This is a genomic window from Anoxybacillus dikiliensis, from assembly GCF_050613275.1.
Taxonomy (GTDB): Bacteria; Bacillota; Bacilli; order Bacillales; family Anoxybacillaceae; genus Anoxybacillus.
Genome location: NZ_CP187112.1, coordinates 1,155,773 through 1,170,647 on the forward strand (window position 1 = coordinate 1,155,773; position 14,875 = coordinate 1,170,647).

At 41.5% G+C, this 14,875-nt stretch carries 15 protein-coding genes and 2 riboswitches; of the genes, 12 read left to right on the forward strand and 3 right to left on the reverse strand.

All coding sequences use genetic code 11. The annotated features are described in order from the left end of the window. Window positions 1–20: 20 nt before the first annotated feature. Window positions 21–1,709, reverse strand: a complete 1,689-nt coding sequence (gene thiC / locus ACPF7I_RS06140; RefSeq protein ID WP_430744260.1) for a phosphomethylpyrimidine synthase ThiC — start codon at window positions 1,707–1,709, stop codon at window positions 21–23. A gap of 107 nt (window positions 1,710–1,816) precedes the next feature. Further along, a riboswitch (TPP riboswitch) is annotated at window positions 1,817–1,931 on the reverse strand. 171 nt (window positions 1,932–2,102) lie between these two features. Between thiC and ACPF7I_RS06145 the strand changes: the two genes are divergently transcribed. Beyond that, a complete protein-coding gene (locus tag ACPF7I_RS06145) occupies window positions 2,103–2,555 on the forward strand; it encodes a PH domain-containing protein (RefSeq protein ID WP_430744259.1) in 453 nt (150 codons plus the stop codon). Continuing rightward, window positions 2,545–3,948 carry a PH domain-containing protein gene (locus ACPF7I_RS06150; RefSeq protein ID WP_430744258.1) on the forward strand — a complete coding sequence of 468 codons (1,404 nt, stop codon included), beginning with the start codon at window positions 2,545–2,547 and terminating at the stop codon, window positions 3,946–3,948. The genes ACPF7I_RS06145 and ACPF7I_RS06150 overlap by 11 nt, the downstream gene beginning before the upstream one ends. Window positions 3,949–4,003: 55 nt before the next feature. Here ACPF7I_RS06150 and ACPF7I_RS06155 read toward each other — a convergent pair whose 3' ends face one another. Further along, a complete protein-coding gene (locus tag ACPF7I_RS06155; RefSeq protein ID WP_430744257.1) occupies window positions 4,004–4,714 on the reverse strand; it encodes an NAD-dependent deacylase in 711 nt (236 codons plus the stop codon). Between the two features lie 130 nt (window positions 4,715–4,844). After that, window positions 4,845–4,927: riboswitch (cyclic di-GMP riboswitch) on the forward strand. Between the two features lie 36 nt (window positions 4,928–4,963). Between ACPF7I_RS06155 and ACPF7I_RS06160 the strand changes: the two genes are divergently transcribed. Continuing rightward, complete coding sequence (locus ACPF7I_RS06160; protein ID WP_430744256.1) at window positions 4,964–5,620, forward strand: hypothetical protein; 657 nt, start codon at window positions 4,964–4,966, stop codon at window positions 5,618–5,620. Between the two features lie 82 nt (window positions 5,621–5,702). After that, window positions 5,703–5,882, forward strand: coding sequence for a small acid-soluble spore protein H (locus tag ACPF7I_RS06165; RefSeq protein WP_430744255.1), 180 nt, complete (start codon window positions 5,703–5,705; stop codon window positions 5,880–5,882). A gap of 31 nt (window positions 5,883–5,913) precedes the next feature. Here the strand turns inward: ACPF7I_RS06165 and ACPF7I_RS06170 are convergent, their stop codons facing one another. Continuing rightward, on the reverse strand, window positions 5,914–6,795 hold the full coding sequence (locus tag ACPF7I_RS06170; RefSeq protein ID WP_430744254.1) for a LysR family transcriptional regulator: 882 nt from the start codon (window positions 6,793–6,795) through the stop codon (window positions 5,914–5,916). Window positions 6,796–6,931: 136 nt separating this feature from the next. On the opposite strand from ACPF7I_RS06170, the gene ACPF7I_RS06175 reads away from it, so the two are divergent. The 8 genes from ACPF7I_RS06175 (at window position 6,932) to ACPF7I_RS06210 (ending at window position 14,779) form a co-directional block, all read left to right on the forward strand. Continuing rightward, window positions 6,932–8,707: an assimilatory sulfite reductase (NADPH) flavoprotein subunit gene (locus tag ACPF7I_RS06175; RefSeq protein ID WP_430744253.1), complete on the forward strand. Its 1,776-nt coding sequence runs from the start codon at window positions 6,932–6,934 to the stop codon at window positions 8,705–8,707. Window positions 8,708–8,718: 11 nt separating this feature from the next. Beyond that, complete coding sequence (gene cysI, locus ACPF7I_RS06180; RefSeq protein WP_430744252.1) at window positions 8,719–10,434, forward strand: assimilatory sulfite reductase (NADPH) hemoprotein subunit; 1,716 nt, start codon at window positions 8,719–8,721, stop codon at window positions 10,432–10,434. Window positions 10,435–10,544: 110 nt separating this feature from the next. Next, the gene (locus ACPF7I_RS06185) at window positions 10,545–10,862 is read left to right on the forward strand and encodes a YbjQ family protein (RefSeq protein WP_004890869.1); all 318 of its coding nucleotides are present in this window, start codon (window positions 10,545–10,547) and stop codon (window positions 10,860–10,862) included. Between the two features lie 70 nt (window positions 10,863–10,932). Then, on the forward strand, window positions 10,933–11,895 hold the full coding sequence (uvsE, locus tag ACPF7I_RS06190) for a UV DNA damage repair endonuclease UvsE (RefSeq protein ID WP_430744251.1): 963 nt from the start codon (window positions 10,933–10,935) through the stop codon (window positions 11,893–11,895). 140 nt (window positions 11,896–12,035) lie between these two features. After that, entirely contained in the window at window positions 12,036–12,314 is a 279-nt protein-coding gene (locus ACPF7I_RS06195) for an autorepressor SdpR family transcription factor (RefSeq protein ID WP_430744250.1), read from the forward strand. After that, window positions 12,311–12,937 (forward strand): SdpI family protein, encoded by a 627-nt coding sequence (locus ACPF7I_RS06200; protein WP_430744249.1) that lies wholly within the window; start codon window positions 12,311–12,313, stop codon window positions 12,935–12,937. Before ACPF7I_RS06195 ends, ACPF7I_RS06200 begins: the two co-directional genes overlap by 4 nt. After that, complete coding sequence (locus tag ACPF7I_RS06205; protein WP_430744248.1) at window positions 12,934–13,704, forward strand: YhfC family intramembrane metalloprotease; 771 nt, start codon at window positions 12,934–12,936, stop codon at window positions 13,702–13,704. The genes ACPF7I_RS06200 and ACPF7I_RS06205 overlap by 4 nt, the downstream gene beginning before the upstream one ends. Before the next feature lie 157 nt (window positions 13,705–13,861). Then, window positions 13,862–14,779: an aldo/keto reductase gene (locus tag ACPF7I_RS06210; protein ID WP_219986337.1), complete on the forward strand. Its 918-nt coding sequence runs from the start codon at window positions 13,862–13,864 to the stop codon at window positions 14,777–14,779. Window positions 14,780–14,875: the final 96 nt, after the last annotated feature.

Consider the following 14,875-nt stretch of genomic DNA (forward strand, 5'->3'; position numbering starts at 1 on the left):
ATAAAAATGCAAGCTGAGCGTTATCTCTCAGCTTGCATGATGTTTGTATATTCAACAAATTGTTTTGCCTTTTCTTTCATTGCTTCGCTTTGTAGTGTTTTTTGTAATTCATGAGAAATATTCATTGAACAAAATTTTGGACCGCACATCGAACAAAAATGAGCAAGCTTTGCTCCTTCGGCCGGTAGCGTTTCATCGTGATATTCACGTGCGCGCTCAGGATCTAGTGACAAGTTGAATTGATCTTGCCAACGGAACTCAAATCTCGCCTTTGATAATGCATCATCGCGCGTTTGTGCGCCAGGGTGTCCTTTTGCTAAGTCAGCAGCGTGGGCAGCAATTTTGTAGGCGATGACTCCTTGGCGGACGTCTTCTTTATTCGGTAGGCCGAGATGTTCTTTTGGTGTCACATAGCAAAGCATGGCCGTACCGTGCCAGCCGATAAGCGCTGCACCGATAGCTGAGGTGATATGGTCGTAACCTGGTGCAATGTCGGTAGTGATAGGACCTAGCGTATAAAAAGGTGCCCCGTGACAAATTTCAATTTGTCTATCGACATTTTCTTTAATTTTATGCATTGGAATATGCCCTGGACCTTCGATCATCACTTGGACATCATGTTCCCAAGCGGTTTTTGTCAACTCCCCAAGTGTTTGTAACTCGGCGAATTGCGCTTCATCGTTTGCGTCTGCAATTGAGCCTGGACGTAATCCATCCCCAAGTGAAATAGCAATATCGTAAGTTTTTAAAATTTCGCAAATTTCTTCGAAGTGGGTGTATAAAAAGTTTTCTTCATGGTGTGCTAAACACCATTGTGCCATAATTGAGCCACCCCGAGAGACAATACCAGTTGTTCGGTTGACTGTTAGTGGGATATAGCGAAGTAAGACACCTGCATGAATAGTAAAATAGTCTACGCCTTGTTCCGCTTGTTCAATTAATGTTTCTCGGTAAATGTCCCATGATAAGTTTTCGACAATACCGTTCACTTTCTCTAACGCTTGGTAAATAGGTACAGTTCCAATCGGCACAGGGGAGTTGCGAATGATATATTCTCGCGTCTCATGTATATGTTTTCCTGTCGATAAGTCCATGACCGTGTCGGCGCCCCAACGAACAGCCCAAAGCATTTTTTCAACTTCTTCATCCATCGAGGATGTAACAGAAGAGTTTCCAATATTCGCATTAATTTTTACATGAAACTTGCTTCCGATGATCATTGGTTCGCTCTCAGGGTGATTGATATTAGCTGGGATAATTGCTCTTCCTGCTGCCACTTCTTGTCGAACAAACTCTGGATCCATCTGTTCGCGAATGGCGACAAACTCCATTTCAGGTGTAATGATTCCTCGTTTTGCATAATGCATTTGGGTCACAACTTTCCCTTTTTTCGCACGAAAACGTCTAGGTGAAAAAGGAATGTTTATTTTCGATAGTGAAGAGCTATATTCTTCTACATCGCCACGCTCTGTTATCCATTTTTCTCTTAATTTTGGCAATCCTTTATCAATATTCGGCTCGAAAAGTGGGTCAGTGTATGGTCCACTCGTGTCATAGACGCGGATAGGCTCATTTTCTAGCATCGTCGTTCCTGTTTTGGTTGGAGAAAGTTGAATTTCCCGCATCGGCACACGAACATCTTCACGCGTTCCGAGCACATACACTTTTTTACTCGAGGGAAATGGCATTGTTGAAAATAAGTCTTTCATCTTGAATCGCTCCTTTTCATTTTTTAGTTGGAGCAACGCCAATACGTAAAAAAATCAGGCTCCATAACGAGAACCTGATTTTGTCCGCAAATAGCACAAGTAAAGAACACTCGCGCCATCTACTTCCCTACGCTGGCATCACCCAGATCAGGTTCAAAGGGTCAAAGAACTTTCACGCGTTCTTCTCTCAGTCCAAGCTATTGGACTCCCCTAGTAGATGAAAAATTATGAACTTTAAAAACAATTTAACATATGATAAAAATGTTGTAAAGTTATAAATGACAAACTTGTTAAAATGGGGGGCATAGTGAACGTATGAACCGATGATTTCGAGATGGAGTTCGTATGTTAGAAGTGCAGTGATAGAAGCATTCAAGAAAGGTGTGTAAGAAAGTGGAAAATTTTCTATCGAAGCGTGCTGTGTCTGTGTGGCGCATATATGAGGCTATTCGCTTAATCATTTTCCTTCTCTTGTACGTGATTGTTCATTTTTTTGTTCCTATGTGGGTTGTTTTGGGGCTCGTTTGCTTATGGATTGCTGATGCGATTTTGTTTGTTTTTTTCGTTCCGCGCTGGAAATGGGAACGATGGCGATATATCATTCGCGAGCGAGAAATTGAACTCGAGCACGGGGTATGGATTCGAAAGCGTACGCTTATTCCCATTCATCGCGTTCAACATGTTGATGTAAAGCAAGGTCCGTTAGCACGAAGGAAAAAACTTGCTTCACTTTACATTTATACAGCGGCAACTGCGCACGAAATTCCATTTCTTGATGAACAAGAAGCAGAGAAGTTGCGTTACTACATTTCCTCTTTAGTGAAGGAAGATGAAAATGATGCATGAAAAGAAACGGTTGCATCCGATTGCGATTGTTATTTACATAACCAAGCGGTTAAAGCAAGGACCGTTTTTGGCGCTTGCTTTACTTTTAGCAATAAAAGAGAAAACAGGTGATCCTTTCATTGACTGGCTACCTTTGTTTTTATTTCTTTTTTACGCTATGCTCGCTGGGTATATGTCGTGGCGGCGATTTACATATCGTTTAGAAGAAAATGACATGTATATTGAACAAGGGATATTTGTGAAAAAGAAACGGTATATTCCGTTTGAGCGCATTCAAGGTATTTCACATTCGTCAGGGGTGTTACAGCGGCTTGTAGGTGTTGTGCAAGTACATATTGAAACAGCTGGCAGGCAAATGGATGAACCAGAAGTAATACTTTCAGCGGTTTCCATAGAAGAAGCAAAGCAAATAGAGCGAGCGGTGCATCACCAAAAACGAGAAAACATGTTTATAGAAATAGAAGATAAGACGGATGCCATCTTTACACTTCGTTTTCGCGACGTATTGTTTTTATCTATCACAAGTGGTGGTGCTTTTGGTGTCATTGCAACGATCGGTGCATTTCTTTCTGATTTTAATGATTTTGTCTCATTTGAACAGCTAAACATATTTTTTCGCGCTGACGATACAATTTCTGCACTCATCTTTTTGTTTGTCGTTCTCATGATCGCTTACGTGTTGTCTGTGATCGGACATCTTTTTCGCTATATGAATTTTACGGTTGTCAAACAAAACAAAACGATAACGATAACAACAGGATTGCTGCAAAAAAAGAGCATTTCTACATCGATTGAGCGCGTTCAAGCCATTGCAGTGAAGGAAAGTCCGATTCGGCACTTGTTCGGTTATGTGTCTGTTCATCTCATTCATGCCGGAGGAGCACTTGATGATGGAAAACATGGCAGTCTCGTGCTGTTTCCGCTTGTTTGCAAAAATGAAGTCGCTTCTCTTATTGCGGCGTGTTTTTCTGAATATCGTTTGGACGATTCGTTCCGATCGCTATGTACACGTGCCCGTTGGCGCTATATGCTGAGGTCGCTCTATACGGTTATGCTCATTCCGGTCATCACAATCGTATTGTTTCAGCGATTTGAACCGCTCCTTCTCCTTTTGCCCGCAGTATATGTCGGCTATCGAAGTTATAAGCGAGCAGGAGTATCGATTAAAAGTGAGCAGCTAGCACTCCGAAGTGGATGGCTGACGATAAAAACGGTATATATGTTAAAACATCGTATTCAGTCATTAACGGTCTCGCAAACTCGTACGCAACAACGAATCGGGTTATGTACAGTACGTGCGACTGTCATGCCAGGCATACGCAAAAAAGTCGTTGATGTGGACGAACATGAGGCACAAGCAATATACGAATGGTTTTTGGGAAATAAGGCATGAAAAAGAAATATTTCAAGTGTCCCAAAAGAGCACGCTTTTGGGACACACTTATTTTTTAAAGTAATTCGTCAATTTCCTGCAACACTTCTCCAATTTTGCGACCATGTATAAGCAAATCCGCCCAATCATCTAATGGCGTCGGTTCCATGTTCACAATCACTAATTTGGCCCCGCTTCGTTTTGCGATGACAGGAAGTTCGTTAGCTGGTGACACTTGTAAAGAAGAGCCGAGTACAATCCATAAATCTGCCCGTTTGGCTGCTGTCCATGCTTGTTCAAACGCATCATACGGCAACGATTCCCCGAATAAAACAACGGAAGGGCGCAAAAAGCCGCCGCATGTACACTGAAACTGTTCCTCCACATACCGTTTTGCATCGTATGTTTGTTTGCAGCGCGAGCAATGAACCGTTCGTAACGTTCCGTGTAATTCAATGACATTTGTACTGCCTGCTTGTTGATGAAAGCCGTCGACATTTTGCGTGATGATTTGATGGACGAGTCCTCGCTTCTCCCAATTAGCTAAAATGATATGTCCGATATGTGGCTGGCATTCAAGCAACGTACGAATACGATATTGATAAAATGCGATAAACTCATCTCGGTTATGTTGCATAGCATGTGTACTTGCTAATTGTTGCGGATTTTTCGTGCGCCAAAGCCCCGATTTTGCGGAACGAAAATCGGGAAGCCCGCTTTCTGTAGACATTCCTGCTCCAGTAAATACGACCGTATACGAAGACTCTTTCAACCATTTTTCTAGCATTCTGTACGCCTCCTTATTTATCTACTAATACCTACTTCTTTCTTCGCCCTTTTCTTCCTTTATTTTCACATATGTTTATGAGAAAAATGAGGACTTTCGATCCATGTGCATAAAAATAAGAGCAGTATAATAAAAGTAAAGGCACAGCTAAGGAAACTTAGCGTCGCAAAGCTATAGGGGCTAACGGGATACCTATGCCAGCCAGCTGCCATTACCAAAAAACATACATATGAAAAGGAGGAAAGGGTAATGTTTAAAAAAGGATTACCAATTTTACTAGCATCGATGCTCGTTGCTTCCCCAGCTTTTGCAGCAAAGCATGATGGAGCAAAACATGTTCAGAAAAGTCAAGTTGTTGCAAAAAAAGAAGAAGCGAATAAAAAGAAAGAGGTAGCTAAACAGAAAAAGGAAGAAGTAAAGAAAAAACAAGAGTTAGCGAAAAAGAAAAAAGAAGAACAAATGTTGAAAAATAAACTTGCCGAATTAAATAAAAAGTTAAGCAAGATCGACGTGCGTTTAAATGAAGTGACAACAGCGCTTGAAGCGTTTAGCACGCTGAAAGAACAACCAACTGCAGAACCAACACAACTACAAAGTGAACAAACAACAGAGGAAACGACACAAGTAGTCAATGAGCAAGATAGCGCTACTGTGACTACGACTGAACAATCAACTGTCGTGCAATCGGATGAAGACGATGAAGCGCAAAAACAAGAAGAACTAGACAAATGGATGGGAAAACTTATTTCTACCTCTAATCAATTAAAAGCAGTCAAAAATGAAATGCGTGCATTAGAAAAGAAGGTGTCTGCAAATGACGCCAACATGCAAGCGTTAAAAGAGAAAGTGAAAATGTTAGAAGAAAAAGTACAACAAAATAAAAAGAAGTTGCTTGAGTTGTTATAAGGGCGCCTTGTGGTGCTCTTTTTTTGTATATTTTTAACGTGAAACGTAGATGATAATAATCGTTTGAAGGGAGGGAAACAACATGAACGTAACACGTGCGCAACAAATTGCTCAGTCGCCTGATATGAAACATGTAACGTATGACGGAAAATCCGTATACATTGAACATGTCGATGCACAAACGGAAATGGCAACAATCCATTTTTTAGACAATCCGGAAAATCAACAGCGTGTTCCAGTGTCACAGCTAGAGGAACATTAAGAGATGGGGATGTGACAAAGCAACTTGTTTGTCACATCCTTTTTTGTTGGAGTAAATCAATAAGCAAGTGTACAAGTTTGTTGTTTTTCATTGTCGGTGAGTAAAGATAAGAAAATGTTCGATAAAAAGGAGAATGTTTGACGTAAACAATCGATAGGTTTTTATGATTCAACTCCTGTTCAATGACATGACGTGAAAGGAGGGCTAAACCGTTTCCGTGCATTAACGTTTCCTTTATTCCTTGATTGCTGCTAATAATGATTAGTGATTTCACTTTTAACCCATTTGAACGAATAAAATGGTTAAAATATTCACGTGTTCCAGATCCTAATTCGCGTGTAATCCATAGTTGGTTTTGTAAATCGTTTATCGATACTTCCTGTTTGTGAGCGAGAGGATGATCATTAGACGCAACGATGACTAGCTCATCTTGCATAAACGGGTACACCACAAGCTCTTTTTCATTTGTTTGACCTTCAATTAAACCGATATGTGTTTGATACGTACGAACGAGCTCTACAATTTCTTTTGTGTTGCCGATGATCACTTCCAATTGTAATTCTGGATAATCGTTTTGTAAGGCGCATAAAAAGGTAGGTAGTACGTATTCCCCGATTGTAAAACTAGCCCCAATTTTTAATGTTCCTTTCACGCAGTCGTGATGTTCCAAAATATCTTGTTTCGTTTGTTCGTATAACGTGATCATTTTTTTGGCTCGATCATAAAGCAGTTCTCCCGTTGGCGTCATTTGCAGCTCTTTTGGTGAACGAATGAACAGTTTTGTTTGAAACTCTTTTTCTAAATTTTTTATGTGCGAGCTTACACTCGGTTGAGATAGATGGAGAATTTCCGCTGTTTTTGTGAAATTTTTCACCTCAGCTAGCGTAATGAACGTTTTTAATTGTTCGTACATATCCCTCGCTCCTTAATTATTAAAAAAATAAATAGTTCTGATAATTTATATTTATTTTACTAATTTTATTTTTTACGGTAAAGTCAAATAAAACATACTTGATTTATAGGAATAGTAGAAAAACGAGAGGTGAGAGATGTTGCCATTTCAAGTGACAAACAGTCCATTTAATGAAGAACAAGTTGAGCTCCTCAATCGGCTTTGGCCAACGTTAAATCCAGCACAAAAACTTTGGCTAAGCGGGTATTTAGCCGCAACCGATTCGGCCGGAGCGTTTCAACAAGAAGCATCCGTAACGAAGGAAGTGACCGTCCTTTACGGGTCGCAAACAGGAAACGCGCAAAAACTAGCGGAAAAAGTAGGAGAAGCGCTTAAACATCGCGGGTTTTATGTTACTGTTTCCTCTATGCTTGATTTTAAGCCGAACGAGTTGAAAAAAATAAATACGTTGCTTATTGTTGTTAGCACATACGGAGAAGGAGAACCACCAGACAATGCTTTATCGTTTTATGAATTCCTCCATAGCAAGCGCGCACCAAAACTCGATCACCTTCGCTTCTCGGTATTGGCGCTTGGCGATACGTCGTATGACCATTTTTGTAAAACGGGAAAAGATTTTGATAAACGGCTAGAAGAGCTAGGCGGAAAGCGGTTGTACGAACGCGTCGATTGTGACGTCGATTATGAAGAAAAAGCAAAAAAATGGCTAGAGGGAGTGCTTGGCGAGTTAGATAAGCAAGGAGCCATTTCCGTAGCAACAACTTCATCTGCACAAGCCAAACCAACGACTATTTATTCACGAAAACATCCGTTTCAAGCGGAAGTATTAGAAAATATCAATTTAAATGGACGCGGCTCAAACAAAGAAACGCGACATATTGAATTATCGCTAGAAGGCTCAGGTCTTGTGTTTGAACCAGGCGATGCGCTCGGTATTTTTCCGAAAAACGATCCAGCGCTTATTGATCTCATCATTCAGGAGATGAAATGGAGCGGTAACACATGCGTCTCTGTTGAAGGAAAAGAGGAAACGTTGTATGAAGCACTCCTTTCCCGATTAGAAATTACTGTATTAACTGAACAATTATTGAAATCACTCGTTTCGTTTTCACGCCATCCAGACTTCCATTCGCTCCTTTCTTCTGAGCAAGAAGCGAAAAGAAAAGAATATATGAAAGGGCGCGATGTGCTCGATGTTCTTTGTGACTTCGGTCCGTGGGAGATGACACCACAGCAGTTCGTCTCTTCATTACGAAAGTTGCAGCCGCGCTTTTATTCGATCGCAAGTAGCTTGCTAGCTTATCCTGATGAAGTGCATATCACCGTTGGTGCAGTGCGTTACGAAGCGCACGGACGTTTACGAAAAGGTGTTTGTTCGACGTTTTGTGCCGAGCGTTTACACGTTGGCGATCAACTTCCGGTGTTCGTTCACCAAAATCCGAATTTTAAACTTCCGAAAGACACACATACGCCAATCATTATGATTGGACCAGGCACGGGGGTTGCGCCGTTCCGCGCTTTTATGCAAGAGCGCGAGGCGGTCGGAGCGAAAGGGAAATCGTGGCTGTTCTTTGGCGATCAACATTTCGTGACCGATTTCCTCTATCAAACAGAGTGGCAAGCGTGGTTAAAAAACGGCATATTGACGAAAATGGATGTTGCCTTTTCACGCGATACAGATCAAAAAGTGTACGTGCAGCATCGCATGCTAGAACGAAGCAAGGAGCTGTTCTGCTGGCTTGAAGATGGAGCTGTCGTTTACGTTTGTGGTGATAAGCAGCATATGGCGCGCGATGTACATCAAACGCTTATTCATGTGATTGAAAAAGAAGGAAACATGACAAGCGAACAAGCAGAAGCGTATATAGCTGAGATGCAAAAACAAAAACGATATCAGCGCGATGTATATTAGGGGGGATATGAATGGAAAAGTTTGTATTAACACCACCAGATGGACCGCCAAGCGATGTTGAACGCATTAAACGGGAGAGCAACTATTTGCGCGGCACATTGAAAGAAACGATGGAAGACCGTATTACTGCTGGTATTCCAGAAGACGACAATCGACTAATGAAATTTCATGGAAGTTATTTACAAGATGACCGCGACTTACGAGCAGAGCGACAAAAACAGAAGCTAGAACCTGCATACCAATTTATGATTCGCGTCCGCACGCCAGGTGGGGTGGCGACGCCTGAACAGTGGCTCGCGATGGACGAATTGGCGCGGACGTATGCGAACGGGACGTTGAAACTTACGACACGACAAGCATTCCAGTTTCACGGGGTATTGAAATGGAACATGAAAAAAACGCTCCAAGCCATTAACGATGCACTGCTTACGACGTTAGCGGCATGCGGCGATGTCAATCGAAACGTCATGTGCAATCCGAATCCTTACCAATCGGAAGTGCATGCAGAAGTGTATGAATGGGCGAAAAGATTAAGTGATTATTTACTGCCACAAACAAGGGCATATTACGAAATTTGGCTCGATGAAGAAAAAGTCGCTGGAACGCCAGAAGTAGAACAAGAACCGATTTATGGAGCGCTTTACTTGCCACGAAAATTTAAAATTGGTATCGCGGTACCACCGTCAAACGATGTCGATGTATTTTCGCAAGACCTCGGTTTGATCGCCATTGTGGAAAACGGAAAACTTGCAGGGTTTAATGTAGCGATCGGTGGTGGCATGGGAATGACGCACGGCGACCGTACAACATATCCGCAGCTAGCGAAAGTGATCGGTTTTTGTAAACCAGAACAAGTCATCGACGTGGCGGAAAAAGTCGTTACGATTCAGCGTGATTATGGCAATCGCTCCGTGCGTAAACATGCTCGGTTCAAATATACGATCGACCGTCTCGGCTTAGAAGTGGTGAAGGCTGAGCTAGAGCATCGTCTTGGATGGAAGCTAGAGGAAGCGCGCCCATATCATTTCGAGCATAATGGTGATCGTTATGGTTGGGTCGAAGGTGTAAACGGAACATGGCATTTTACGTTGTTTGTCGAAGGTGGTCGCGTGAAAGATACGGATGATTATCCGTTAATGACAGGACTACGGGAAATCGCGAAAGTGCATGTTGGGGACTTTCGACTAACTGCTAACCAAAATTTAGTCATTGCCAACGTGCCAAGTGAGAAAAAAGAAGAAGTTGACGCGCTCATCAAGCAATACAAATTGACAGATGGGAAACATTATAGTGCGCTTCGCCGCAATTCGTTAGCTTGTGTGGCTTTACCAACGTGCGGACTAGCAATGGCGGAAGCGGAGAGATATTTGCCAAAGCTCATTGATCAAATGGAAGAAATTGTTGAAGAAAACGGTCTTCACGATGAAGAAATAACGATTCGCATGACCGGCTGTCCGAACGGATGTGCTCGCCATGTGCTTGGGGAAATTGCATTTATCGGTAAATCGATCGGCAAATATAATATGTATCTCGGGGCTGCATTTGATGGCAGCCGTCTCGGTAAATTGTATCGGGAAAATATCGGAGAAAAAGAAATTTTATCTGAACTTCGTATGCTCTTTTCTCGGTATGCGAAAGAACGACTCCATGGCGAACGTTTTGGCGACTTCGTTATTCGTGCGGGCATTGTGAAAGAGACGACAGATGGAATGAACTTTCATGACTAAACAAATCGGCTTCCTGTTTGGGAGCCGATTTGTTTGTAAAAAAGGATGATTTGAAACGATCGAGAATATAATAAAGGGGCAAATTTTATTTATAGAAAGGAGTCATTTACATGATCGTTACAACAACAAATAGCATTGAAGGAAAGCAAATTGAGCAATACCTCGGTTTAGTGTCTGGTGAGGTGATTTTAGGGGCCAACGTTGTTCGTGATTTTTTAGCGAGCATTACCGATATCATCGGTGGCCGAAGCGGAACATACGAAAGCAAGTTAGCTGAAGGTCGAGACATGGCTGTAGAAGAAATGGTAAAAAAAGCGCGCAATATGGGAGCAAACGCGGTCATTGGCGTCGATCTTGATTTTGAAACGTTGCGCGATGGTATGATGATGTGCATTGCGACAGGTACGGCGGTGAAGGTGAAGGAGTAACGACATTTTTTCAATGTAACCGCATGGATTTTTGCCCCCTCGTTTAAACTAACACGAGGGGGTGTTTCTTATGACAGTCATTCGGCTTGGCTACGTAGCGATGAGTAGGCATCTTAAAAACTGTTCGCCATCACAGACGATGACAGTTGCTCAGTTTTTAAAAATAAAAGATCGCGAAGCAGCCATCCGTAAACTAGAACGTATTGCGCAATCAAACATACAACATTGTTTACGATTGTTGAAACATAACATAGCCCATGACATTCGTTTTTTCCGTCTTAGTTCAAAGCTCATCCCTTTAGCAAATCACCAAGAGTTGTCTGATTGGGATTATATGAAAAGCATCGAAAGTGATTTAGAGGAAATGGCTTCATTTTTATCGCACCACCCGATGCGAATTGACTTCCATCCTGACCATTTTGTTTTATTGAACTCAACCGATCCGCATATTTTTCGGACATCGATCGCGACGTTGCGGATGCATGAAAGGTTATTAAAAGGAATGAAAATCGATCCGCTTCACCGCTGTGTCCTTCACGTAGGAGGAGGATATGACGACAAAGAGTTAGCGCTTGAGCAATTCGTCCACAACTGGGGCAGTGTTCCGTATTCATTGCAGCGAATGATTATGTTAGAAAACGACGATATGACATTTACGTTGCGTGATACACTTTACTTATGTGAAAAGCTCGGTATTCCCCTCGTGTTTGACTTACATCATCACGATGCAAATCATGACCAAGACTGGAGAGTAGAGTGGGATAGAGTTACTGCGAGTTGGACTCATTCCCCGCTACCATTAAAAATGCATATGTCTAGCCCAAGAAGTGAAAAACAGTTTCGTGCCCACCATGATTTTGTTTCCGCTGAGCAGTTCATGAACTTTTTACATGAAGTGAAGGGCACAGTTTCTCATATAGACTGTATGCTTGAGGCGAAACAAAAGGACGAGGCGTTATTTCGTCTTGTGTCTGAGTTGAAAAAGTACGACGAGATCGAGTGGATTGATGGGGCTAGTTTTTACGTTCGTTAAAAAAGATCAACTTAAGCGAAAAAATGTTGACTTCATGTAGTAGCAAAGCGTATGATTTGGTTAGAAATTTATCTAAATATCTAATTTTGCGCTGTATTTAGATATTTATCTAAATATCTAAAGAAAGTAGGTGAAAAAGGATGTCGTTTAACGAAGCATTTAAAGCGATCGCTGATCCAAACCGAAGAAAAATTCTTTCTTTATTAAAAAAAGGGGACTTAACAGCAGGGGAAATTGCCGAGCATTTTGATATGCAAAAGCCGAGCATTTCCCATCATTTAAAAATATTAAAACAAGCCGAGTTAGTGGAAGATCGCCGAGTTGGTCAGCATATTTATTATTCATTAAACACAACGGTGTTCCAAGATTTAATGAGCTGGTTTTATGACATATTACAAAAAGAAGGTGATGAATCATGAAAAAGCATTCGCTTGTTATTTTTCTCATTATATGTAGCTATATCTTAAGTTTATTAGCTATTCCGTATTTGCCGAATGAGGTAGCCATTCATTGGAACGTTGCAGGAGAACCAGATGGCTTTATGAGTAAATGGTGGGGCTCGTTATTATTTCCGATTTTGTTAACAGGAATTGTTGCTCTCATCGTCTTTTTGCCGAAAGTGGATCCACGTAAAGAAAATTACGAGAAATTTGAAAAAGTATATCGCATTTTTTTACATGTATTTGTTTTGTTTTTATTTAGCATACATGTGGTGACGCTTGCGTATAATATCGGAATTCCTGTGCGAGTCGATGTCGTTGTGCCGATTGGAGTTGGAATGTTGTTCATTGTCCTTGGAAATTATATGCCGAAAATTAAACCGAATTATTTTTTCGGTATTCGTACGCCTTGGACGTTAGAAAATGAAGTAGTTTGGCAAAAAACGCACCGTGTCGGAGGAAAATTGTTTGTTATCATGGGTGTGTTGATTATGCTTACGATATTTGTAACAAGTGTATGGCGCTTTATTTTTCTTATGATCATTGTATTTGGTGGCACGATGTATTTGTTTATCCAGTCGTATTTATTTTCGCGTAAATGAAAGGGGAGATCGACTTGGTTGGGATGTTTGTTCAATTGTTTCTTTCTTTGATTGTTCCTTTCGCACTTATCATATATGGACGAAAAAAAGGATGGCTTTCTTGGAAAGCGTTCGGTGTCGGCTTGCTTATTTTTGTTTTATTTTCACAAGTGTTAGAGAAAGGCATGCATATACTTGTGATTGATCCGAGCGGCACATCGTTAAAAGGAACAAGTAGCGTTTGGGCGTTTGTCGCTTACGGAGCTTTAGCAGCTGGAGTGTTCGAAGAGATAGGAAGATATGTCGGATTTCGTTTCATGTTAAAAAACAATCGAACGTATGGAGATGGATTATCATTTGGTTTAGGACATGGAGGAATGGAAGCTGTGCTTATTAGTGCTTTTAGTGCCGTGAATATGATGGTCATTTCTCAACTTGTTCAAACAGGTCAGTTTGATCAAGTTGCTTCCTCTCTTCCTGCTACGCAAGTGGAGATGCTCAGAACGATATTAAATCAGCCTGATTGGATGTATGTATTAGGTGGTATCGAGCGAACATTTGCGATAGCGATTCATGTTGCGCTTTCGCTTCTTGTTTTATACGGGGTTCGGAAAGGACAATTCCGTTACGTAGTGTATGCCATTTTGATTCATGCATTAATTGATGTCGTCCCTGCGTTATATCAAGTGAAAATCATTTCAAATGTTTGGATTGTAGAAACGATTCTTGCTTTCATTGCCATCGCTTCGCTCGTCTTTATTCGACGTATAGCGGAAAAGTTTCATTAAAAAAGTTGTAAAACATATTGCCTCTCCCTTATGCTCGTGTCAAAGGCATGAGGGAGAATTTTATCCGCTGTTCAGTTAATCGGAGTGCAGTTCGCCATAGAAACAGACTTAAAGCGAAAGTATAATAGAAAAGAAAGTAAAAGAGGAGGATGGACAATTGAAACAAATGAACATTGGTAACTCTAGCCTAACAGCATCAGAAATTGTGCTAGGATGCATGCGAATTTCGGAAATGTCTGTTTCTGAGCTATCGCGGTATATAGACGAAGCGATTGAAGCAGGAATTACGATGTTTGACCATGCAGATATTTATGGAAAAGGACGTTGTGAAGAGCTGTTCGGTGAAGTGCTTGCTTCCCGCCCGCATTTGCGCGAACGAATCCGCATTCAAAGCAAATGTTCGATTCGTGATGGCTATTATGACTTATCAAAAGAGCATATTTTGACATCCGTTGATGGCATATTGAAGCGACTTCAAACCGATTATTTAGACATGTTGCTTTTACACCGGCCGGATACGCTGATGGAGCCAGAAGAAGTAGCAGAGGCGTTTGATCGTCTACATGCAAGTGGAAAAGTCCGTCATTTCGGGGTGAGCAACTTCAATAGTATGCAAATCGAGCTATTGCAAGCATATGTCAACCAGCCGATTATCGCGAACCAAATGCAGTTCAGTATGATGCATGCGAATTTAGTGACAAGCGGCATTCAAGCGAATACGTTATTTGACGGCGCGATTAACCGTGACGGACATATTTTAGAATATTGCCGTCTCAAACATATTACGATACAGGCGTGGTCCCCGTTCCAATACGGCTTTTTTGAAGGAGTGTTTATTGACAACGAGAAATTTCCGGAAGTTAATGAAGTACTCGGACGGCTAGCGGAGGAAAAAGGAGTAAGCAAGTCAGCCATTGCCGTCGCTTGGATTTTGCGTCATCCAGCGAACATGCAAGTGATCGTTGGCACAACAAACTCCGCTCGTTTAAAAGACATTTGCCAAGCAAGTCATGTGCAACTCTCTCGACAAGAGTGGTACGAGATTTATCGTGCGGCAGGTCATCGGTTGCCGTAATGACGAAAACACTTTTTTGGCAGTTGCCGAAAAAGTGTTTTTATTTTTTATTCGAAAAAGTAGTGATTACGTTAGAGGGAGTGTCAGTATGATAAT